Genomic DNA, 22,641 nt, shown 5'->3' on the forward strand with positions numbered 1-22,641 from the left:
GACATAAAAGCCGGTCGGTCCCGGTCACCACGGGACGTAAAACGCTCGTTCGGCGTCCTGATGAATAAGGCGGGGTTAAAGCCTACGGCTTGCCAGCCATCGCGATTGACTATGTGCAGCCACATGACCGTGAGCTTGCACGGCGTACCGCACGGCGAATCCACGATGCGGGCTTCGTTCCCTGGGTAACGACGCCCGGACTGGATCAAATAGGGGTAGGGTTGATTGAGCCAATTCCGCGTCGTGTTCTGTTGATCTACGACAAGGAAGCGACCGAAGACCAGGATATAGCAAATCACGATGCCTTTCGCTATCTGGCCGTGGTGCTGGAGTACCTGGGCCTGGCCGTGGAATATCAGGACGTTCAGGGGCCGTATCCTCCCGGGCTGGCAAACGGACGATATGCCGGCATCGTTACCTGGTTCCAGGGCCCGACAGACCATGCTGAAAAACTGACTTCCTGGCTGGTTGAGCAGGCCGAGGCGGGTAGCAAATTGATGGTAATGGGGTATGCCGCCACCAACTTCGCCGGCCCGCTCGGGGATCTGGCCGGCTTGGCGAGCGCAAATGCCCTGGAACCCGGTCAGATACGTATTGACGATCATGATGACATGCTCGGGTTTGAAGGGCCGCTACCTGGACCGGGATCCAGTGCCGAAGGGTTTCGTTCCCTTCGTCAGGACAACATTGAACATCTGAGGCTGACCGATAGCCAAGGCAACACGCTGTCCCCGGTGATAACGGGGCCGTGGGGAGGGGTTGCTCTGTATCCCTGGCTCATCCAGAGCGTCGGAGATGAGCAGCAGCGCTGGATTCTTGATCCCTTTGCCTTTGTTGCCGAAAGCCTGGATTTACCGCCGTTTCCCGTGCCGGATGCAACGACGGAGAACGGCGCACGTTTCTGGCTTAATCATATTGACGGTGATGCCTTCATCAGCCGTGGTGAGTGGCCGGGAGCCCCCTTTACCGGGCAGGTGATGATGGATGAAATCCTGACGCGTTATCAGGTACCGACGACGGTCTCCGTGGTGGAAGGGGAGTTCGGTAACGGCGGCCTCAGGGAAGACTTGCGGGGTCAGCTGGAGCCGATTGCTCGGGAGATTTTCGCGCTGCCCTGGGTCGAGATTGCGACCCATACCTATAGCCATCCCTTTGCCTGGTTGAAGCTTGAGGAAGGCGACCCGGCCGGGCAGGGAGGAAACGCTGCCGGCTTTCCGTTCAACATGGAGCTTGATGGTTACACGTACTCTCTGGAGCGCGAGGTGGCAGGCTCGACTCGTTATATCAACAGTGAGCTGTCACCGCCGGGCAAACAGGTGAAGACGGTTCTCTGGAGCGGAGATGCCATTGCCCCCGAGCAGGCGTTGGCCATCGCCGATCGTCTGGGGTTGTCGAACCTGAACGGCGGCAAGACGCATATCACGCGTGACAATCCTTCACTGACTCAGGTATCACCCATGTTAAGGCCGGCAGGACCCTACCTGCAGGTACTGGCGCCGCAGATCAACGAAAACGTCTATACCGATCACATGCTGGCACCGAAGTGGGGGTACCGCCGTGTACTGGAAACTTACGCGCTGACGGATCGTCCGCGTCGCCTCAAGCCCATCAGTATCTATTACCATTTTTACAGTGCCGCCTATCCCGCCTCCCTCAATGCGTTGAAAGAGGTGTACGAGGGAGTTCTGGCCCAGGAGACATTGCCTGTTCATGTCAGCACCTGGAGCAATATTGCCAAACAGTGGTATGAACTGGGCATAGCGCGTCATCTGGATGGCGGGTGGCAGATTACGGCTGCGACCGAGGCGCGTACGCTACGACTTTCTGATGCGCTTGGCTGGCCGGATATGTCGGCATCCCCGGATGTGGCCAGCTTGCGGGAGATACCGTCGGGTCGCTACGTATCCCTGCGTGGCGCTCCCAGACAAAGGTTACACCTGCAGCAAAACAGGTCGCAGCTTCCGTCTCTGTCTTACAGTAATGGCCGTCTGGTGTCATGGGCGCGAAAAGCCGCAGGCGGATTTTCAGCGACGCTGGCGGCAGAGCAGGTCGATCTGAAAGTCGACCTTGCCAATGTGGCGGGATGTCGCGTGGATTCCCCAGGTGGAATCCGGGTGATGACAAGTGATGGGATGGAGCTGCGGTTCAGCGGCCCGGGGCCCTTCGATCTGGAGGTGCGCTGTGAGCCTTGATCGCGATACCCTTCTTTCTCCCTGGGTACTGGCGCTGCTGGTCACGGTGCTGGTCGCGATCCTGATAGGGTTTCAGCCGGCAAAGCGCTTTCTGGACATGGATGAGCCGCAAACCGCGGGCGACAGGCATGCGGCACTGCTCGTTGCTCAAGCGCATGTCAAGGCGAATCCCGAGCGTCAGGATATGCGCCTTGAATTGGCAAGGTTGCAGCTTGAGCTGCAGGAGCCTGAGGCCGCCGGCCGTACGCTGGCACCCCTGCAAGACGTCAGGGATGCCGAGGTGCAGTGGTGGTTGCTGGAACAGAAATGGCAGGCAATGAATGCGCTGTCAGGTACCGGCGAGACAAGCCAAAGACGACGTCGTGATTTTCATAAGCAGCTTCAGGACATCCATGAATCGTCGGGAATCGGAGACGTTACGCCAAATGTTGCGGCGTGGTCCCTGAGCCTTTCGCGCCTGGAGACGCTGGCAGGGCGATGGTTGGCAGTGGAGCGACCGGAGCGGTCGGCGGAATGCTTTGAAGCATTGGCCAACCGTGATGACGATCGCCGGCCATACTGGCTGAGCCAGGCTGGTCATGCCTGGCTGCAGGCGGGTTTCCCCGAGCGCGCCGCCGCCGCATGGCATCGCGCCTGGCTTGCCAGTGACAACACCAAGCGCGATGTCACCATGCACGTTGTTCAGTGGTTTATGGCAGCAGCTTATGCAGGGGATGATGAGCGTCGCGAACTGGCTCGGCAATCGCTAACGGCGGCTATTCAGAGTGAAGGAGAGAGTGAGGGGGAAAGAAGTCTCGCGTATGCCCGAGAATATCTGGCGGTGTATCAGGATGACCCGGTGCTGTTGGATCTTGGCATTCGCATCGCGCTTGCCAACGATGCGCTGGATCAGGCCTTGAGGTGGAGCGAGCGCCTTCTGGCCCTGGACGGTCAAAATCCGCAAAGCCTGGAGCGCTTCACGGCTATCGCGCTGGCCGTGGGCCAGCCCGGGTTGGCGATCGGGAGCCTGCAGACGCTGAGCCGCCTGCAGCCGCAGCAGACCCGTTATCTGGAACAGTTGGCCAACGTGCAGCGCTGGACCGGTAACAGCGCACAGGCGCTGGCGGCGCTGGAGAAGCTCGCCCGGCAAACGGGTGACGCTGCCGTGGATCGCCAGGTGGTGGAGCTGGCTCTGCTCAGCTATGACCGCCAGGCGGCACTGTCGGCACTGCAGCGTCTGGATGCCGGAGGTGCGTTGACCGCTGCTGGACGTGGCCAGCTGATTGATGTGCTTAACGACCTGGGCAAGCCTGGCGCGGCAATCGACAAGCTGCGTTCCTGGCAGACCCGTAGCGGACTTTCAGTACCGCTAAGGGTGCGTTTGGCGACACTGCTGGAGTGGGTTGGTGAGTTGAAAGCCTCCGGGCAGGTCTGGGCGAGACTGACCGCCACGCCCGGCGCGCGACAGATCAAGGCGAGTGAAGAGCAGAGCCGGCTGTTGCGTCGGCAATGGCGCTTGACTGAGGCGATTGCGGCGCTGCCCGAGCACGACGCCGGAGCTCTTGCGCGTCGCGGCGAACTCGGCTGGGTAATCGGGCAAACGGATGAGGTGGTCGAAGCCTATCGAGAACTGTCCCGTCGTCGCCCGCTGACTGATACCGAGACGCAGCGATTGCTTCAGGCAGCCCGTGCTGACCAGGATATTGCGCTGGTGGCCAGAATGGCGGAAAACCTGTGGCGAGAGGACCGGGATCAGGAGGCCATCATTTTTGCCTTTCAGGCTGCGCAGGATCAGGGGCGCCCCGATATTGCCCACCGGCTGCTTGCCCTGGCACAGCAGGCGCCGGAGCGCTTTGCCGACTCGCCCACCTACTGGGGCTTTCTTGGCTCTACCAAACTGCAGCAAGCCAGGCCGATTGAAGCGCTGAACGCGTATCGTCAGGGCCTTGAGGTAGCGCCTGACAGCGTCAACCTGCGTTCCGGTGAGCTATATGCGATGGCTCAGCTCGGCAGGCCAGAGCTGCGTGAGCGATTGAACGATGCCCGTACTCTTGCCGCCCACAGTCAGCAGCTGACGCTTGCCATGGCCAGCGGTTGGGAATCTTTGGGCGAGATAGACAAGGCATCGTTATTATTCCGGCGTTCACTGTCTGGCCCCCGGCCGGCGCCGACGACGCTTGTCTCAAGTGCCGAAAACTTTGCGCGGACGGGAAGGGAAGGCGTTGCGCGTAAACTAAGGCGCCATGTTCTGCGTACCGAGGCGCCCACTCTTGCGCGTCAGCTGGAGCCTGACCACAACTTGACCGAAGGGGAGCTGTCGGCACAGCTGAATGCGCTTATCTGGTCATTGGGCGAAACAGGGGCGGTGGCCTCTGCCAGCTGGTATCAGCGCCTGGTCACTGGAACGCCGGCGCTGGCAGCTGAACCGGTCGAGCCGGGATTGCAGCTGCTCAACGTCCTTTCAGGCATGGGGCAAGACGCTCGATATCGCTATCTGGTGCGATATCGTGATGAAGCGGGCCTGCCGATGCCGGATTTTCATGCCTTGAACCTGGCCATCCGTCAGAATGATCACGAGGCTATTGCTCGCCTTCTTGATGAACCGTCCGCCGCGTTTACCCCGGCGGATCGACTGACAGCCCTGCAGCAACTTGGCCGGCGCAAGCAGGCATACGACGTTGCTGCCGGCCTGCAGGCATCGGGGATGGATATGCGCAGTGACATGGCATCGCTGAGAAAGCGCATGCCCAACCGTGCAGGAGTCTCCGCCAGATCCGGCGAGCTGGGAGATTTGTCCATGAATGAGTTCAAGGCCTCGATCAGCCGGACAGGAGGACGCTGGGGCACTGAGTTGGAGCTGGGTGAGCGTCAACTTGACGGTGATGACCTGGATCTTACGGTGATCGACGAAGGGGTCGATAACGAGCGTTTTGCACAGGTTGGTGCGGCGTATTACGGCGCGCGCAGCAAGGCGCAGGCCAATATCGGCGCAGTGAATAGCGATACGGGAAGCCATCCACAGGCCGGCGTCAGCTATGAGCGGGATATCACCTCCCGCTTTAGCGTCAATGCCGGTATCGATTGGCAGAAGCCTGCGATGACCAACGACTACTTACGTCTGTTTGCCATGCAGGATTCGCTCAGCTTCGGCTTTTCCTGGCAGCCGACCCGGCGTGACCGGTTTATCCTGGAGACCCGCAAGAGCCGCTTCAAAGATCGTTTTGACGGTGATGACATTGGCGATGGGCAGCGGGTGGCGTCCGTGTGGGAGCACGCTCTGGTACAGGGTGCCACACGACGAGTGGGGCTGAGCCTGTTCGCCAGTCACGACGCTCAGCAGGCAGACGACAACATGCCCAGGGCGCTGCAACCCTTGTTACCCACAGATGCTACGCCGGAAGATTTGATAAGCGATGACACCACGTTTCTGGGGGCAGGCATCAGCGTGTCGCGCGGCGTGCCCGGGGAGGCTTATCCGGATGTGGCATCACCCCGCTGGCGGCTTGAGTTCGGCGCGGGACATCAATGGCCCAGCGGTGATTTTGCCGGCAGCGCATCGGTTGCCGTGGGTTCGCGAGTCTTCGGCGGAGACGAGATATCTATTGACGCGTCAATTGACCAAGGCACCGGAGCCGACGCGACGACCCGCGTGAGCGCCGGCATCCAGTATCAGATTTTTCTTGAACCCTGATAGATGACTTTTCCAAAGGATTTTTATATGAAATTTGCTGCTTGGCGTATCGTTTTCCCTCTGTTACTGACGTTGCTGCTTGGTGCCTGCAGTTCCATTCACCAACTTGAGTCAAGCGAGCCGATCGCCCGCGATGCCGGCTGGGCCATGGCGTCTTTATCCAATCATTCCGAGACACCCTTGGCAGGTGAGCGAGCGGCGGGAACGCTATTGACGTTGCTACAACAGCGTGGCTTGTCTCCTTTGCATGAAATCCCGCGCTCCGGGCCGGTGAACCCCTTGGCGTTGGATAACGATGCCGACCTACAGGCTGCCTTGTCCCGGGCTCAGAAGCAGGGTGCTGTGTATGTGGTAACCGGTGCTATCGACGAGTGGCACTACAAAGCCGGGCTTGATGGTGAGCCTGCAGTGGCCGTTAGCCTGCAGGTTCGCAATGCCAATACGGGCATAGTGCTTTGGAGCGCCAGTGGCGCGCGCAGCGGGTGGGGTTTCTCAACGTTGAACGGCGTTGGGGCGGAATTGTTAAGCGATCTGGTTGATGACCTTCCCTTGACGCCTTGAGGTAGACATGAAATCTGTCGATTACCGCATTGGCGAGGCCAATCATCCCATTGCCGTGGATGGTAGTGCTGTTCGCCGCCCCGATGATATTTCGCTCGGCATGCCAGGTCTTTTGCGACGCCTGCTTGAAACATTGTTGCTGGCCCTGCTGTTTCCTGGCCTCGGGCTTTTGCTGAGCCCAGAGGATCCCCTTTTCATGGAGCAGGGAATCCCCTGGCTCCTCATGGTGGCACCGTTATTGATAGGCGTGCGTTACGGAACGTCGCTGGCGCTCTTGGCTGTTGCCATTGAAGCTCTGTTGCTTGGGGCTTCAACCTATGATGTGGAGACGGCAAGGTGGGATGCGGATATTCTGCTTGCCGGGCATGTGATTGCGCTGTGTGTGGTCGCGGTCTTGTGTGGTGAACTGTCGGCTCAGCAGCGGCGAAAGCTGCGCCAGATGCACGTCCTGAATAAAGCGATGGCGCATCGTCAGGAGAGTTTTCTGCGTCATTATCATGTGCTGCGTGTGTCCCATGATCAGCTGGTCGAGCATCTGGCCGCGGCACCCTTTGCGCTGCGGGATACGTTGACTCACCTCGAGCGTCAGTTCTGCGAGAGGTTGGGGGCCCGCCGGGGAAGCTTGGCTGATGTCGGTAATGAAGTGCTGTTATTCATTGCCCAGCATAGCCGTATTCAGCGTGCTGCGCTGATCATGGTCGATGACCAAATGCGACCGCAGCCGCCTGTTGCCTGGCTGGGCGCACAGTGTGAGCTGTCGCTCCAGGATGCCATGTTGCTGGAAAGCATAAGCAGCAAAAAGCTGATTTCACTTCGCGATATGCTGAGTGCAGATGCCAACAGCCCCGTGGCTGTGATTCCTCTGGTAGACGTGGATAGCCGGCTTCATGGTGTCATCGTGGTAATCGACATGCCGTTTATTGATTTCAGTGACAGCCAGATGCACATGTTGACCGTCATCGGAGCACGCTTGGGTGACTTGACGGGCATGGCGCATCAGAACCGCCCGGATTTGAAGACTTCTGTCCGTCAGTGGGTCAAGCACGCGCAGCATGAGCGTCTTTCGTCCTTGTTGGCCAGCGTCACTTTTCAACCTGAGTTGAACGACAAAATACCTGAAGTATTCTGGCTGATTGACTCTCATCGGCGCGGTCTCGACCAGGCCTGGTGTCTGACCGCAAGCGACGGCACTACAACGATCGTTCTCCTGATGCCTCTGTCGCCGGCGAAAGATATTCAGGCCTACAAGGAGCGAATGGCGCCGCTTATCGAACAAACGCTTGAGAGCCATGCTGAAGCCACGAGTATCGACTGGCTTTATCGTGCGGTGGATGGCACGGCGACAGCCGATGAGTTACTCCGTGCCTTGGTCGATGGGGAAGAAATGCATGCGAGCCTTTGAGCTGTTGATCCGTATTTTTCTTTATCTCACTGGTAGCGCCTTGCAATGCCTGGCGTTCTGGCAGTGGCTTTTCCCGGCATCTCTTCCACAGGCTGTGCCGTATTGGCCATTGTATGCCGGCAACGATCCGGAGCCGCTTGTCCTTGTTTATGTGGCAGGTGCTTTCTTGCAGGCCATAAGTGTTTGCGGATGGGGGCGTCTCCGTGAAAAAGCACTGTATGGCCGGTTTCTGTGCGTTGTATTGGTAATGCTCGCTTTGCCGATAGTTGGCAGTGCCGGCGTTGCCCTTATTATCCTGTCTACGGCCTTTATGCCTCGCGATGACAGCGCGGCACGTTACACGTCTTATTCACTCCCGGGCCTGATGAATCAGGAAGTTGAACCGCCGGCTCTGTCTAGCCAGGCGCTACGCGAGGGGCTGGCCAGTGTCTTGACGTCAGCAAGCGACCCCCGGCGGCGGCAGAAAGCACTGCTGCAAGCCCAGCATTTGCCTCTTCGTCGCGCTGTGGCATTGATGCGCATCGGGGTGGGGGATGATGCTGATGAAGTTCGCTTGCTGGGGTATTCGATGTTGGATCGGCTGGAGCGAAGGCTGGAAACCGAGCTTGGCCATCTGAGAAAACGTCTCGAAAAAGAAGGTGACCCGCTGGGCAATATCCACGTTGCCTTGGCCAGCCTGTGTGGGGAATACGCTTACCTGGAGCTGACCCAGGGAAAGGTGAGAGAGGCGATGCTGGATGAGGCGATTAGCTACCAGGAGAAAGCGATTGCCGTCTATCCCTGTGCGGAAAGATGGAAATATTACGCGCGGCTGTCCCTTGAACGAGGTTATCTGGAAAATGCCGATTACGGGCTTGCCAAGGCACGCGAGTTTGGCCTCGCCTCCGCTCGCCTGCATGTCTTCGAGGCAGAAATTGCTTATAAGTGCAGGGATATCAAACGCTTGAAAAAAGTCTTGGCGCACCTTACAGCATCACAAAGCCTTCCCCCCGTTCTTCGTCGGCCCCTGGAGTATTGGCAATGCACTACCCCCGGTTAACTAAAAATGATCCTCCAGCGGACGTTGTCCTGTTGCTTGAGGGGACTTACCCCATGGTTCAGGGGGGCGTTGCTGGCTGGGTGGAGCAGTTGATAAAAGGCCTCCCCGATTGGCGATTTGCCGTGGTGTTTATCGGTAGCCGCAAGGAAAACTATGCGGAAATAAAATACGATATCCCTGATAACCTGGTGCATCTTGAGCTTCACTATTTGATGGATGGATCCGATCATGATGTGTTGGCAGGCTCCAGGCGACGCGGATGTCCCGCCGCTTTTGCTCGTTCTCGCGAGCTTCATGAGCAGTTGCGTAATGAAGATGTGCACGCTGGCGATGTCCTTGGTGATGTTGTCCGTTTGGTGAGTAACGGTGGCGCGCTGAACAGGGACAATTTCCTTCATGAAAAGCTTTCATGGAATGAAATCGTCAGAAACTACGAAGCGAATTGTAGTAAAACGTCATTTCTGGATTATTTCTGGACGATCAGAAACATGCATCTGCCCGTCTTTACGCTGGCTGAGATAGCCGGCCAGTTACCCAGGGGGCGGTGTTTTCATGCGGCCTCGACGGGATACGCTGGTTTTCTCGGGGCGATGGCGCATCATTTGACCGGGACGCCGTTGCTTGTCAGTGAACATGGTATCTATACCAAAGAGCGCCATATCGACCTGCTTGAAGCAGACTGGATTCATACGCCCAAAGACCCGTTAAGCCATGGTTTTAGTGCCGATACCGGCTATCTTCGTGATTTGTGGATTCGCTTTTTTCAAAGCCTCGGGCGAATGACCTATAGCGCCGCTGAGTCAGTGACTACGCTTTACGAAGGCAATCAGCAGCGTCAGATAAAAGATGGCGCGGACCCTGGCAAAACCTGCCTTATTCCCAACGGTATCCGTCTCGAGCGTTTCCGTCCATTGCGCGAAATGACGGCGGCTAATATGCGTCCTGTGGTTGTGTTGCTGGGACGAGTAACACCGATCAAGGATATCAAAACCTTCTTGCGAGCCGTAAAACACCTGCTTTATCGCATACCGGAAGCAGAAGCCTGGGTTGTCGGGCCTGACGGAGAAGATCCGGGTTACTCGCGGGAATGCCATGATCTGGCCGACCAGCTGATGCTGGGTGACCGGCTGCGCTTTCTGGGCTACCAGCGGATTGACGATATTCTGCCACAAGCCCGACTAGTGGTGCTGACATCAATCAGCGAGGCGCAGCCGCTCGTGATTCTGGAGTCCCTGGCCTCGGGAGTGCCCGTTGTAACCACGGACGTAGGGGCATGCCGAGAGATGGTGCTGGGTAACGGTAGCGCTGAACAGGCAGCCGGCAGGGTTGTGCCAATTGCGAACCCTGAAGCTACCGCCGGTGCCATGGCAGAGCTTTTGCTCTCTGAAAGCCGTTGGCAAAAGGCGCGCGATGTAGGCATTGAGCGTGTTGAGGCTCAGTATTCTGAAGCTCTGATGCTCAGCCGCTATGAGGCCTTGTATCGTGATGGTGCCAGGCAGGATGAAGCAGCGACGGATTTCGCTCAGGAAAGGACGCAATAATAGGCTCTTCGTCGTTAGGTGTGGAATTCGCCCCCTAAATTAGGCCAAAATATGGCCTCCACAACGACAGGAAATATGACATGGATGGCACTAAGATTCTGACCCTCGGCCTGGGCCTTGAAGCGCCCTGGATTCTCAAGGAGCAGCACCTGGATACCGCCGTGTCACCTCACCGCTTGAACCTCACCGTCGAGGCAGAACGTGGCAGCCTTTACCCTTGCCCCGAGTGTGGTGACGCTTGCCCGGCGCATGATTTTGCCGACAAGACCTGGCGGCACCTGAACTTCTTTCAACATCACTGCTATCTGCATGCGCGAGTGCCGCGCACCAAGTGCCCCACGCACGGCATTAAGCGGATCGAGGTCCCCTGGGCCCGCCCCGGTAGCGATTTCACCCTGTTGTTTGAGCAGGCCGCCATGGCTCTGGTCAGGGAGATGCCGGTGCTCGCCGCCGCTCGCCTGATAGAGATCACCGACAAGCGGTTATGGCGTATCGTGCATCACTATGTCGGGTGCATGCTCGACCAACTTGACCTCTCTCAGGTTAAGGCCGTGGGGCTTGATGAAACCGCCGCCAAGCGCGGCCATCGCTACGTCACCGTATTTCTGGATATGCAGCGCAAGAGCGAGCCGGTTGTCTTCGCGATACCCGGCCGTGGCAAGGCCACCGTCAAGGCCTTCAGCGAGTTTTTGGCTGCACATCAGGGCGACCCTCAGGCCGTTCAGGAAGTGGTCTGCGATATGTCGCCAGCCTTCCTCAAAGGCGTGGAAGAGCACCTGCCCAAGGCCGAGGTCACCGTCGACTGGTTTCATATCGTGCAGATCTTCACGCGCGCCCTTGATGACGTCAGAAAGCGTGAGCGGCGCGAGCAGGAACCCCCCAAGCACTTACGCTGGGCTGTCTTGCGCAATGCCGACGCCGGCAACTTAACGGCTAATCAAATCGCTGCGCTGCAGGAACTGATGGCCGACCAGAGCGCCACGGCCGACGCTTGGATCATCAAAGAGAAACTGCGCTGGATTCAGCAGGCACCCACGCTTCGCGGGGCTCGCTGGCGAATCACGCGCTTCCTCAATTTTGCCCGAGAGGCGATCGCTGGCAAGGGCCTGCTGTCTCCGATGAATAAGGCGCTGAATACCCTGGAACGGCATACCGACCGCGTTATCCGCCGCTGGTTATCGGGCCTGACCAACGCACGGTTGGAAGGGATGAATAGCCTGTTTCAAGCGGCCCGATCACGCGCTCGCGGCTACCGAAACGAGAGCACTTTCATCACCATGATCTACCTGATTGGCAGCCCTGTGGGCAGCATGCTGGATCAGGCCAAATCCACATGAAACGTCGAAGAGCCCAATAATATGGCCGGTATAGGTTTTGGACTACGTCATCTGCTGAAACAAAACAGCTACCTGGCACTTTTACGCGCCTATGGCTACGCCGCGTTGATTGGCTCCGGCCCCTGGGTGATGTCCATTGTGGCCATCATGGTGCTGGGTCTTCTGGTATCAGCTGGCCAGCAACAGTCTGCCCTGTTTGTTTCTGATTTTCTCGTCTCCGTGACATGGTTGGTCGCGTCTTCGTTGATTGTGACCGGGCCGCTGCAGATGATTTTCACCCGATTTATTGCCGATCAGCTGTACATTGACAGGCCGGATCGGGTGCTACCCAACCTTATCGGTCTTATTACGCTGACGACCGGCCTGGCCCTGACCATTTCGCTCGCGGTCGCTTTTATATGGGCGAATGAAGCTCCGCTTGTCTATAAAATATTGATGATTATGGCCTTCGTTATTCTCTGTAATCTTTGGAATGTGGCGGTATTTGTTGCCGGAGTGAAGAATTATCACCACGTTATTTTTGCTTTTGCGATGGGGTATGGCGCAACGCTGGCGCTTGGATTGTGGTGGCAGGATATCGGGATTACCGGGCTGCTGAGTGCCTTTGTGGTAGGGCAGATGCTTTTGGTCTCCTTGCTTATGATAATGGTTATCCGCACGTATCCGGGCGATAAGTCATGGGCCCTGGCATTTTTCTCCCGAGATAGCACGCGGTTGCAACTGCTGGGCATAGGGCTGTTTTATAACCTGGGAATATGGGCGGATAAATTGATGTTCTGGTTCAATCCGACGACTTCAATCAGTGTGATTCCGCCGCTTCGCGCTGCACCGCTTTACGATTTGCCGCTTTTTCTGGCGTATTTGTCAATCATACCGGGAATGGCTGTTTTTCTGATGCGTATAGAAACGGATTTTGCCGAGAACTGCAGCGAATTTGACCGTGCCATCCGTAACGGACATTCGCTGGAAGACATCGATTCCTGGCGAAAAGCCATGAGAATCAGCGTCAGACGCGGCATTTACGATATTCTGAAAATTCAGGGGCTGACGGTGCTCGTGCTGCTTTTGGCAGGGGCGCAAGTGTTGGCGTTCATGGGCTTTTCAAGCTGGTATTTGCCGATGTTCAGCGTCCTGGTGGTTGCTGTGGGCATTCAGGTGCCCGCCTTATTCATCAGGACGCCGAACGAGCGTTTTACGTCCCGTGGTGACCGGGACCGACCGGCTTTTATGTCATACGGTCGCTGAGTAGCCGATTAGCACATAGCTTTATCGTATCAATGCCGTGATATTTATAACTGAAGTTCATTGGTTTCGAGTGACGGCGCAGCCGTGGTCGTCGGCCTCCATAGTGGCCGTTTTGTCTGCTGGAAAAGGCTGAGTAATGCGACGTGTCAGGTCAATGCCGTCAGCCGCGGCAACCCCTTCAGTAAGGATGGCCACCATTTGTCGGCGGCATCGCCGAGGTGCACGGTGATACGCCGGGCGTGCACTGTCAGCGTGGCGGCCACCTTGAGCACCTGCTCGCGCATCCGCTTCAGGCTCCAGCCCTGCCGGGTCTGTCGTTCCAACAGGCAACGCAGCCCGTGTAGCACCTGATAAGCGCAGAGAGTCAGCAGCAGGTTTACCTCGTTGCGGGCCATGACGTCCTGGACGGTGGAGACACCGCGATCAGTCGAGGAGAGATGCATATCGAGCGACGACTTCACCTCGCCCATGTGGGCTTCGGCGCTGCCGCGCTTGCGATAAAGCGCCAGGACCTTTTCCGGCGGCCAGTCGAACTTGCCGAGATTGGTGACCAAAAAGAAGGCATGCAGCAGCAGATCATCGGGCCGCTCTTGTACCACCAGCACCACGCGCCGCGGCGCCGGCCAGGTACCGGCTTGGTACGCCAGGTCATGGCACCATTCCCGAGGTTGCTCGGGGGGCCGGCCGCGTGGCCGCTTCAGATGTGGCGCTGCCAGTGTCTGCAGGCCCGTATGACTGCGCAACCGGCCCAGATACTCGATGTCGCGATCTTCCAGCGCCTCAAGCGTGTCGTTGTCGGTGAAGCCGGCGTCGATGCGCACCTTGACCTTGGCCCCGGTGCTCTCGTTGAGTCGCCGCACCAGATGTGGGATCCAGGTATCGGCATTCTCGGCTGGGCCGGCGTTACCTTCACGCAGCAGGCCGCCCACCATGTCGCCGGTCTCTGCCAGCGAGGCCACCAAAGGCGAGTAGATTCTGGCCCCGTAAAGTCCATGAAACGCCGAACCGCCCTGGTGGCCGTGAACGTCGATCGGCAAGCCGTCGATGTCCAGCGTCAGATGCTCGGGGCGTTCGCCGCCGTCCAGCGAGGTCAGTCGCCAGACCGCCAGCCGCAGCAGGCCCTCATGCACGGTATCGATATTGTCGTCGCGGCCCAGGCACGTCAGCAGCCGCGACAGCGTCGCTTGAGATGGCCGGTCCTGAGCCAACGGCGTTGTCCCGCGGGCATCACTGCAGGCTAGCTGCCAGAGCGGGTCACGGCGGAGCGTGTCGGTATCGCTGAGGTCGATCCAGCCCATCGAACGCTGCAGCACCAGGGTACGCAGCTGGCTGGCTAACGAGTGGCGGACGCGATCCGGGTCGCGATGATCGACCAGATGGTCGTCCAGCGCATCGATCATGCCGCTGTTGTCGAGGGCTTCACGCAACAGCAAAGCACCGCTGTCGCTGGTGGTGCGATGGCCGCTGAGCTCGACGCGGATGGACCCGTTGCATGACGGGGTCCAGGGGGATAGGCTTTCACCCATGGCGAGTGGTCCTCTTGAGTCAAGTTCGGTTAGGAACATATTGATTCTACAAGAGAAACTGCTCGCCATCTTCTTTTCTGTCTCAGCCCGGTGAATTAGGCGGGGTGCTCTTTATGGCAGTGCTGAACGTGCTCTTTTATCTTGACAGGCTAGGGCCTGCCCTCTGGCTTTGTGTGCTTTTTTGCACGACCAACTTTGCGTTGACGTTTGTCAGTCAGCTCATGGGACCCGAGTATTACGGGTACGGTTACGCTCTATCCCTGCTGCTGGTAACGGTGCTCGGTGTGTTTCAACTTGACCGCGAATTTCGAGATTTAACGTTTCATACTTTTATGAGACAGGGGTAAATAGGCGGTCTCAATGCACAAGTGCAACATCCGGCCCACCTGAACTGCATCTCGACAGCTGAGACGTTCATCCAGCATTTTTGCCTGTGAACTGGATCGCCATATCATGAAGCAGAATAAGCCATATGACGCGCGTCTTGCCGGATGTCGGGCGCGGCTGACACACCAACAACCATGTCTAGGTTCTGTCTGAAAAGTCATTGCTGTTATGCTGTCCCTGTTAATTGAGCAGGAGACCGCTATGGCAGGCCGTTACGAACTTTCCGATCAGCGCTGGCAAGTGATCGAAGATATTGTTTCTCCGCCGCAGGCTATGGGACGCCCACGCCGGGATGATCGCCAGATGCTCAACGGCATTCTGTGGATTCTCTGCGCCGGGGCACAGTGGCGCGACCTGCCGGAGCGTTATGGTCCGTGGAAAACCGTCTATCAGCGCTTCCGACAGTGGCGTGATGACGGCACGTTCGACCACATTCTGTCCCGCCTACATCTGCGTCTGCGTGAAGATGGCTATATGGACCTCAATACTTGGATGGTGGATTCGACGTCCATCAGAGCAACCCGGTCGGCCAGCGGTGCCGGCAAAAAGGGGGGTCAATAGAACCGCTGGATCATGCACTCGGCCGCAGTCGTGGCGGGTTGACCACGAAGATCCACCTGCTGTGTGACAGCCAGGGCGTTCCCATCACATTTTCTTTGTCTGCAGGCCAGCGCGCGGATTCGACCTACTTAACGGAGCTACTGGAGAAGGTTCGATTGCCGGGGCGTGCGGGGCGTCCTCGCAAGCGCAGCCGCTATCTTGTGGCGGACAAGGGCTACGACAGCGATGCATTACGACATTACTGCACACGTTACGGTATGCGCCCGATCATCCCCAGACGGCGCATGCATCGACGCCCGAGGCCATGCCTGCCGCATCAGTTCGATAGACCCAAATACCGTCAGCGCAACGTGGTAGAGCGTCTGTTTGGCTGGCTCAAGGAAAAGCGTCGGCTGAATACTCGCTACGACAAGCTTGCCAGCAGTTACAGAGCGATGGTCACGCTGGCCTGCATCGAACGATGTATGAGGGTCGACTTTTCAGACAGAACCTAGTCTGCGCCCCGATGGAAAGTTGCTTGGGATGGTTGCCTGTTGGAGCGCTGAAAGTACCGATCTCTCGCTCTACAGCCAGGAGCTGGGTACCACCTAAAACACAGGGTATCGCAAGACACTGGACGGGCAAATGCCGCTGGAAGTCTATACCGGGGCGCTCAAGGAATTGGTCGCGGGCTTTTCTACACTGCAATAGTGGTGCACTTGAAACTTGAGAGCACCGTGTTACTTTATTGATACACTTTTCTATTCCAAACTGATGCTAGGCCAATGCCGTAGTAGAGTTTTACTCCACATTTATGATATGGCAATCTCATAAGATAAAGGGAGAGTATAAATTATAATATAGGCTACGCTTTTTGAGTGAAGGTTTGGTGTGCTATCGACAGTGGCTAGCGTTTTTCGCTACTGAAATGGCGGCTTATTCCTTTACAGTCTATAAAAACCTTAATGGAGGTGAGGGAGATGAGGAAATATCAGGCGTGTTTATTAGGCGGCCTACTCATGTCAGGCATGGCGTTTGCCCAGGATGAGGGTGCCAAGACACAAACCAAGAGCGACAGCATGGATCAAAAGCAGACGGAAGCCAAAAAGAACAGTGCTGGCGCTGATGTAGAAGCCATGGAAAAGCAGAAAAAGGGACAAATTCTTTCCAAGCAGCTTATTGACAGCAATATCGTCAATGATTCCGATGAGGAAATTGGCTCTATTACCGATATTGTGATGGACAAGAATGGCAAGGTCGCGGGGATTATCGTGACGGTCGGTGGTTTTTTAGGCATGGGAGAAAAGCACGTGGCACTTCCGTGGGACTCTGTCGACATCACAATGGGTGACGATAACGAAAATTATGCAGTAACCACTTCCCTTGGAGAAAAAGAGCTAAAGAACAAGCCGGACTATAAAACAAAGAGAGATCAGGAAAATGAAAAAAGAATGAAAGACACCGATAAAAAAATGAATGATATGAAGAAGGAGAAGAAAGAGAAAGATATGGAGTAATGTGGCGTAATAGTGACGTTGCTTTTTTTTTGTGGCATGACGCCGGTCGTATCGGGCGAAGCTGCTCGTAACACCATGCGAAAACGACGCCAAGGCGAGTCCACGGCTGCTGCGCTCTGCCAACAGCTTATGTTTTTTGTTTTGCTAATCATGAAGTTGCTTAAAATAAGAAGCTTACTTGAATGCCTCTTTATGGAAGGCAATCAGCTCTTGAACGTCGTGCATGCCGGGTTCTTCGCTTTCCTGCGCGGAGCCACCGGCGAGAACTTCAAGCACCGTGCGTACGCCTCGTGATAGAGATTCCAGTTGGTAGCCACCTTCCAGCACCATGACAAGGCGCCCGCCGCAGTGCTGGTCAGCCAGCTCCTGGACGATACGGGTCAGCATGCCAAAGCCGTTGAAGCTGAGATTCATACACAAGTCGAGGCGGTGCATGTCGAACCCCGCCGAAACCAGGATCACATCCGGTTGGAACCACGCCACGGCGGGTACCAGTATTTCACGGTAGGCCTGCACCAGAGCGAGGTCGCCACAGCCGGCGGGTAGCGGGATGTTAACCGTTAGCCCTTCACCCAGTCCTTCGCCGATTTCTTCCTTGTTGCCGGTGCCCGGATAAAAAGGGGCGGCGCGATGGGTATCAAAGAACAGCACATGCGGTGACGTCCAGAATATATCCTGCGTCCCGTTGCCGTGGTGAACGTCCCAATCAATGATCAGAACGCGCTCGCAGCCCAGCACGGTATGCGCATGTGCCGCCGCCACGGCGACGTTGTTGAACAGGCAAAATCCCCGCGCCCTGACCGAGCCGGCATGATGGCCCGGTGGCCGGCACAGGGCGAAAGCGCTACCGGCACGCCCGGTGACAACGGCGTCAACGGCGGCAATTGCCGCCCCCGCCGCGACTTCGGCGGCGTCGACGCTGCCAGAAGACACCGCCGTTGTATCAACGTCTAACCAGGTTTGTTTGCCGCGCAGCGCATAGATATTCTCCAGGTACGACGTGGCATGCACTCGGCCCAACTGCTCCTGCGTGGCAGCGCTTGCGGTCTCGTAGCGAACCCCCGGCACGGGCTCAAGCGTCAATAAATCGGTAATAGCCAAGAGCCTTCCCGGATGTTCCGGATAGCTCCATTTGGTGGTGGCTCCATCAAAAAGCCCGCCGAGCATGGTTTGTATCCGGCTGTCTAGCTTGCCGGGTTGAAAGGGTGCCTGAGCATCCGGCTGGTGCGCCAGCATGCGTTCATCATGGATGACAAGAACATCACGTTCGCCGATCAAGGGATAATCCTCCGTGGGGCGATTTATGTGTACGCGCATTGCGTCCCTATACGGTGTAGCACATCGGCGGTAATGCTGCTGCCGCGATATGGTGGCCAGGTATTCGCACCAAACCAACGGCGTTGCAGCCAACACCCCTCAAGGTTAGGCTTTTGAACGGTACGGAGAGGCGCCGCGAATGCCGGTGTGCTCTCCGTTTTTTGCTGTTGGGCACACGATCCGGTGAATCTGCCGGGATAAACGGGGATGGTGATCCGTGCAGAGGCAGACTGATTCAAACAGGGCGGACGATGACGTTACGGGAGATCCGGTGCGCTGGCGCATTTTAGTGGTGCTGTTGGCGGCGATTTCCATGTCGTTAATCAGCGTGAGCATTGTCAACGTGGCGCTGCCGGCGATACAGGAAGGCTTGGGCGCGTCGCAGTCAGATCTGCAGTGGGTGCTTTCCGGCTATGCGCTGACCTTTGGCGTGGTGCTGGTCGCGGCCGGTCGTGCCGGCGATATCATGGGACGTGGGGGCATTTTTATCATCGGCGTGGCGGTGTTTACGGTGGCGTCGGTGGCTTCCGGGTTTGCACCCAATGCCACTTCGCTCAACGTCGCCCGATTTATTCAGGGGGTCGGCTCGGGGCTTTTGAACCCGCAGGGCGTGGGCATGATCCAGCAGTACTTTCGCGGCGGCGAGCGCGGGCGGGCATTCGGCTATTTTGGCAGCGCCGTGGGCGTATCGGTAGGGATTGGCCCCGTGCTTGGTGGGCTGTTGATCCAGTTTGGCGGTATCGAACTTGGCTGGCGGCTGACGTTTCTGGTCAACGTGCCGATCGGTATTGCTACCCTCATTATGGCGTTTGCCTGGTTCCCCAGGCCACTGTTCCACCGCGAATCGAAAGGCGCCACCAGCGTTTCGCATTGCGTGTTACATATGCTGCGCGCGCTGGACCCAGTGGGCTCGGTGCTGCTGGGGCTGGCGGTGTTTGCCATCCTGTTTCCGTTTATGGAATTCCAGGCTTCGGCGCTCAACTGGCTATGGCTGCCGGCGGGCATCGCGCTGGTGGTTGCCTGGGTGTGGTGGGAACGGCGCTACGCGCGGCTGGGGCGCAGTCCGATGGTGGACCTGAATATCTTCTCGACCCAAAGCTTCAGCTACGGCACGCTGATCATGACGCTGTATTTCATGGGCATGACCAGCATCTGGGTGCTGGTGGCGCTGTATATGCAGCAGGGCGTGGGTAAATCTGCGCTGGAAGCCGGGATGGTGGGCATTCCATCGGCGTTTGTCTCGGCGCTGGCGGCCAACTGGGCCGGTCGACGGGTCGCAATATATGGCCGCAAAGTCGTGATTGGCGGACTGTGCTGCGCCGTGGCTGGGCTTGGGCTGTGTATTACGGTTATTCTGCTGCAAGCGAACGGCTATCTCAGCGTATGGTGGCTGATGCCGTCTCTGGTGCTTATCGGGTTGGCGCAAGGGGCCGTTATTAGTCCCAATCAGACGCTCACTCTGGCTGAGGTGCCGCTGGCCTATGCGGGCAGTTCGGGCGCCATTATGCAGACCGGCCAGCGGATTGGCACCTCGGTGGGCATTGCCATCGTCACGGCAGCCGTCTTTGCCTTGTTGAGCGTGACGTCGTGGCCGATCGCCGTGGCCAGCGGGTTCGGGTTAATCGGTTTGGTGATAGGCGCGGCACTGGTGGTCGCGGTCAAGGATCAGAGTAGCCGGAAGCACTTGCAGCAATAGCCGGAACGTTTATAGCAGCATTCAAGGAGGTGGCTATGGCCTGTCGTTTTCAGCATCGTATTACGCTTGCGCCGGGCGTGCGGTTAAACCGGAGCCAACGCGGTGTCAGTGTTGCTGTCCCGGGCCCTGAGGCGCATCCGCGTGCGGGTGAAACCCTTGATCTTGAGCTGACCATCGATGAGCAGGGCTACGTCAGCTACTTTTACGCTGATGGTAGGCCGGTGGGCGATGCTGATGCCCGCGCCGTTCGCCGCCACGGCGAAGACGCCATACATCAGCAGCTGCAAGCGCTGTGTGAGTGGCGCAATGCGGAGTTGGCGTGCCTGGGCGAGCTGCACCACGATACGCCCGTGCCGGCGGTTGCCGGCTATACGCCGCAGCCGTTTACCGATCCGCCGCCTGCTGCTCCAGCGCCACGTTCACCGGCGCTGTGGCACTGGCTCTGGCCGCCGGCCAAACGGCGTTTAGAGCAGGCAAACGTCCGGCGCCGCGCCGCGTTTGATGAAGGCTATCGCCAGTGGGAGTGGCGCAAGGCCAAGTTTGATGCTGACGAATTTTCCCGGGAGCAGCGCGAAGCGCAGGGCGTCTGGGATGATTTGGAGGCCATGGCGCAAACCCTGCACGAACGTCTGGCTGAAATAGCATGGCCGCGTGAAACGGTGATGGATTTTGACCTCGGCGCGGACGAGCGCACCATCGCGGTGGATATCGACCTGCCCGACGAAGACGAAATGCCCGACCGCGAATGGACGATGCCCGCCAAACGGCTGAAACTCACGCCCAAAAAAATCAGCGTAACGCGCCAACGCAAGCTGTATCGCGATCACGTTCACGGCCTTGCCTTTCGCGTGCTGGGGGCGGTATTCGCCCGTCTGCCGGCGGTGCAGGAGGCGCGTATTTCCGGCTATCGCCAAGTGGTGGATGCGGCGACCGGCGACGTGCGCGATCAGTATCTGTACAGCATCAAGGTGACCCGCGAGCGCTGGGAGCGTATTCACTTTGATGCGCTGGATCAGGTGGATCCGGTCGCAGCGTCCGAGGCGTTTACCCTGCGCCGCGACATGACCAAAACCGGCATTTTCCGCGATATCGAGCCGTTCAAGCTGGTGTGAAGATGCTTACTGCAGGATTTTTTCGAGATCCGAAATAAGCGCGGCGTCGGAATCCGTGTCGCGGGTGAGAAAGCCCGGCTCGCCCTCGCGGTCAAAGGCGAGCACGGCGCTTGAGTGGGTCACGGCGTAGTTGCCGCTGGCATCCTTGTCGCCGTAGCTATAGTTCACGCGGTAGCGATTGGTCACGGCGTCAACCTCCGCTTTGCTGCCCGTCAGCCCGATGAACTGGGGACCAAAGGCGTCGGTGTATTCCTTGAGCACGCGGGGGCTGTCTCGGCCTGGATCAACCGAAATAAACAGCACCTGCAGGTCATTGCGCACGCTTTCATCGAGCTGGCGGGTGACGGAGGCCAAGTGTGCAAGGATCGTCGGGCAGATATCCGGGCAGTGGGTGTAGCCAAAGAAAACCAGCGCCGGCTTGCCGAGATAGTCGCTTTCATCCACGGCCTGGCCGTTTTCATCGGTCAGCGCAATATCCAGCGGCGGTACCCGCTCGGCAATATCGGTGGTGCGCCAGCGCTCATCGCTGCAGCCGGCAAGCCAGAGTGAAACGGCGAGCACGGCGAGTAACGGAAAAAGCCGCTTGAGCATAGTTACGTTGAACATGGTCAGATGGAACATAGCCAAATCCCCCGATGCGGCTTACTGGGCGGCCGGTGAGACGACATCAAACGTCACGGGTAGCGGGTCGTGCGCTTTGAACGTAAACGTAACGTCCACGCTGTCACCCACCGCCAGCGCTTTCGTGCGCTGCATGAACATCAAATGATGCCCTTTGGGCGCGAAGGTAAAATCCTCCCCCGGGTCGATATCGACTCTTTCCACCCTGTGCATCTTCGCCATGCCGTCTTCTTCGGTGCTGACGTGCATCATGACCTTACTGAACGCCTCGCTGCCGGCGCCCGTCAGGGTCACGGCAGAATCGCCCCTGTTGTGCAGGGTGAAATAGCCGGCGCCCGGAAGATCACCGGGTAACAGCCGCAGCCTTGCGTCGGTCACCTCCAGGTCAGCAGCGACGGCGCTACCGGTGGAAAGTAGCAGGGTGGAGAGGCTCCAGAAGAGCGTGCGTTTTAGCGTCAGCATATGTCGTGTACCTGAGGGGTGGGCGTCCGTACGTGGCGGCAGCGTTTACTGGGTATCTCGGCAGATAGCCGACAGGCTGCAGTTCGAGGTAAAGGCCTGGGCGTTCACGTCACGCACAATCTTGTGGTTGATCGTATCGTAGAAAAACGACGCATAGCCGTCATCCGCACCTATCGCACGGTAAGAGCCGCAAATGCCGTAACCGTACTGTACTTCTTGCAGGTTTCTCAGCTCGAACAGGCGGGAGGCGGGTATTTGATCGGCCAGCGCCCGTTGAATATCAGCGTCAACGCCGCTATCCGACATGGCATCACTACCAAAGATCAGTGCGCCAAGTGCGGCACTTGCCATCACGGGGATAACCAGCAAGAACATGAAGGGACGAGATAGTTTCATAGGGTAATTTTACGACCAGCCTGCTGCAGGAACAATGGCGTGCGGCATTTTAGCGCCGGACATTTATCTGATGCGTACAT

At 57.9% G+C, this 22,641-nt stretch carries 18 protein-coding genes; 13 read left to right on the top strand and 5 right to left on the bottom strand.

Annotated features, from left to right (window positions below):
* Nucleotides 1-221 precede the first annotated feature (221 nt).
* The 8 genes from B5495_RS13410 to pelG (B5495_RS13445) all read left to right on the top strand — a co-directional run bounded on the left by B5495_RS13410 (nucleotide 222) and on the right by pelG (B5495_RS13445) (nucleotide 12,987).
* Nucleotides 222-2,192, top strand: a complete 1,971-nt coding sequence (locus tag B5495_RS13410; RefSeq protein WP_079554494.1) for a polysaccharide deacetylase family protein — start codon at nucleotides 222-224, stop codon at nucleotides 2,190-2,192.
* Nucleotides 2,182-5,862, top strand: coding sequence for a tetratricopeptide repeat protein (locus B5495_RS13415; RefSeq protein ID WP_172824577.1), 3,681 nt, complete (start codon nucleotides 2,182-2,184; stop codon nucleotides 5,860-5,862). Before B5495_RS13410 ends, B5495_RS13415 begins: the two co-directional genes overlap by 11 nt.
* A 27-nt stretch (nucleotides 5,863-5,889) precedes the next feature.
* Nucleotides 5,890-6,423 carry a hypothetical protein gene (locus B5495_RS13420; protein ID WP_079554498.1) on the top strand — a complete coding sequence of 178 codons (534 nt, stop codon included), beginning with the start codon at nucleotides 5,890-5,892 and terminating at the stop codon, nucleotides 6,421-6,423.
* Between the two features lie 7 nt (nucleotides 6,424-6,430).
* Nucleotides 6,431-7,825, top strand: a complete 1,395-nt coding sequence (locus B5495_RS13425) for a PelD GGDEF domain-containing protein (RefSeq protein WP_079554500.1) — start codon at nucleotides 6,431-6,433, stop codon at nucleotides 7,823-7,825.
* Nucleotides 7,812-8,864 carry a hypothetical protein gene (locus B5495_RS13430; RefSeq protein ID WP_079554501.1) on the top strand — a complete coding sequence of 351 codons (1,053 nt, stop codon included), beginning with the start codon at nucleotides 7,812-7,814 and terminating at the stop codon, nucleotides 8,862-8,864. Before B5495_RS13425 ends, B5495_RS13430 begins: the two co-directional genes overlap by 14 nt.
* Entirely contained in the window at nucleotides 8,846-10,405 is a 1,560-nt protein-coding gene (gene pelF, locus B5495_RS13435) for a GT4 family glycosyltransferase PelF (RefSeq protein ID WP_079554503.1), read from the top strand. The genes B5495_RS13430 and pelF overlap by 19 nt, the downstream gene beginning before the upstream one ends.
* Before the next feature lie 80 nt (nucleotides 10,406-10,485).
* On the top strand, nucleotides 10,486-11,742 hold the full coding sequence (locus B5495_RS13440; RefSeq protein ID WP_079553872.1) for an ISL3 family transposase: 1,257 nt from the start codon (nucleotides 10,486-10,488) through the stop codon (nucleotides 11,740-11,742).
* 21 nt (nucleotides 11,743-11,763) lie between these two features.
* Nucleotides 11,764-12,987, top strand: a complete 1,224-nt coding sequence (pelG, locus tag B5495_RS13445; protein ID WP_079554505.1) for an exopolysaccharide Pel transporter PelG — start codon at nucleotides 11,764-11,766, stop codon at nucleotides 12,985-12,987.
* 146 nt (nucleotides 12,988-13,133) lie between these two features.
* On the opposite strand, the gene B5495_RS13450 is transcribed toward pelG (B5495_RS13445), so the two are convergent.
* On the bottom strand, nucleotides 13,134-14,552 hold the full coding sequence (locus B5495_RS13450) for an IS1380 family transposase (RefSeq protein ID WP_079554506.1): 1,419 nt from the start codon (nucleotides 14,550-14,552) through the stop codon (nucleotides 13,134-13,136).
* A gap of 74 nt (nucleotides 14,553-14,626) precedes the next feature.
* Here B5495_RS13450 and pelG (B5495_RS15150) point away from each other — a divergent pair, with 74 nt between their 5' ends.
* The 3 genes from pelG (B5495_RS15150) (at nucleotide 14,627) to B5495_RS13465 (ending at nucleotide 16,957) form a co-directional block, all read left to right on the top strand.
* Nucleotides 14,627-14,860 (top strand): exopolysaccharide Pel transporter PelG, encoded by a 234-nt coding sequence (pelG, locus tag B5495_RS15150; RefSeq protein WP_079554508.1) that lies wholly within the window; start codon nucleotides 14,627-14,629, stop codon nucleotides 14,858-14,860.
* A 241-nt stretch (nucleotides 14,861-15,101) separates the two neighbouring features.
* A protein-coding gene (locus B5495_RS13460) for an IS5 family transposase (RefSeq protein ID WP_154045273.1) occupies nucleotides 15,102-15,955 on the top strand; the annotation gives its coding sequence in 2 pieces (ribosomal slippage) (nucleotides 15,102-15,459 and nucleotides 15,459-15,955; 855 coding nt in all).
* A gap of 504 nt (nucleotides 15,956-16,459) precedes the next feature.
* Nucleotides 16,460-16,957, top strand: coding sequence for a PRC-barrel domain-containing protein (locus B5495_RS13465; RefSeq protein WP_172824579.1), 498 nt, complete (start codon nucleotides 16,460-16,462; stop codon nucleotides 16,955-16,957).
* Between the two features lie 174 nt (nucleotides 16,958-17,131).
* On the opposite strand, the gene B5495_RS13470 is transcribed toward B5495_RS13465, so the two are convergent.
* Nucleotides 17,132-18,235 (bottom strand): histone deacetylase family protein, encoded by a 1,104-nt coding sequence (locus B5495_RS13470; RefSeq protein WP_231897197.1) that lies wholly within the window; start codon nucleotides 18,233-18,235, stop codon nucleotides 17,132-17,134.
* Between the two features lie 310 nt (nucleotides 18,236-18,545).
* Between B5495_RS13470 and B5495_RS13475 the strand changes: the two genes are divergently transcribed.
* On the top strand, nucleotides 18,546-19,970 hold the full coding sequence (locus tag B5495_RS13475; protein WP_231897198.1) for an MFS transporter: 1,425 nt from the start codon (nucleotides 18,546-18,548) through the stop codon (nucleotides 19,968-19,970).
* Nucleotides 19,971-20,005: 35 nt separating this feature from the next.
* Nucleotides 20,006-21,082 carry a DUF4236 domain-containing protein gene (locus B5495_RS13480; RefSeq protein WP_079554516.1) on the top strand — a complete coding sequence of 359 codons (1,077 nt, stop codon included), beginning with the start codon at nucleotides 20,006-20,008 and terminating at the stop codon, nucleotides 21,080-21,082.
* A gap of 6 nt (nucleotides 21,083-21,088) precedes the next feature.
* On the opposite strand, the gene B5495_RS13485 is transcribed toward B5495_RS13480, so the two are convergent.
* Genes B5495_RS13485 through B5495_RS13495 form a run of 3 tightly spaced genes read right to left on the bottom strand, consistent with a single transcriptional unit; the run spans nucleotide 21,089 to nucleotide 22,561 of the window.
* The gene (locus B5495_RS13485) at nucleotides 21,089-21,703 is read right to left on the bottom strand and encodes an SCO family protein (RefSeq protein ID WP_231897199.1); all 615 of its coding nucleotides are present in this window, start codon (nucleotides 21,701-21,703) and stop codon (nucleotides 21,089-21,091) included.
* A gap of 21 nt (nucleotides 21,704-21,724) precedes the next feature.
* Entirely contained in the window at nucleotides 21,725-22,165 is a 441-nt protein-coding gene (locus B5495_RS13490; protein WP_079554518.1) for a copper chaperone PCu(A)C, read from the bottom strand.
* 45 nt (nucleotides 22,166-22,210) lie between these two features.
* The gene (locus B5495_RS13495) at nucleotides 22,211-22,561 is read right to left on the bottom strand and encodes a hypothetical protein (protein ID WP_079554520.1); all 351 of its coding nucleotides are present in this window, start codon (nucleotides 22,559-22,561) and stop codon (nucleotides 22,211-22,213) included.
* Between the last annotated feature and the right edge of the window lie 80 nt (nucleotides 22,562-22,641).

This window comes from Vreelandella subglaciescola, from assembly GCF_900142895.1.
Lineage (GTDB): Bacteria > Pseudomonadota > Gammaproteobacteria > Pseudomonadales > Halomonadaceae > Vreelandella > Vreelandella subglaciescola.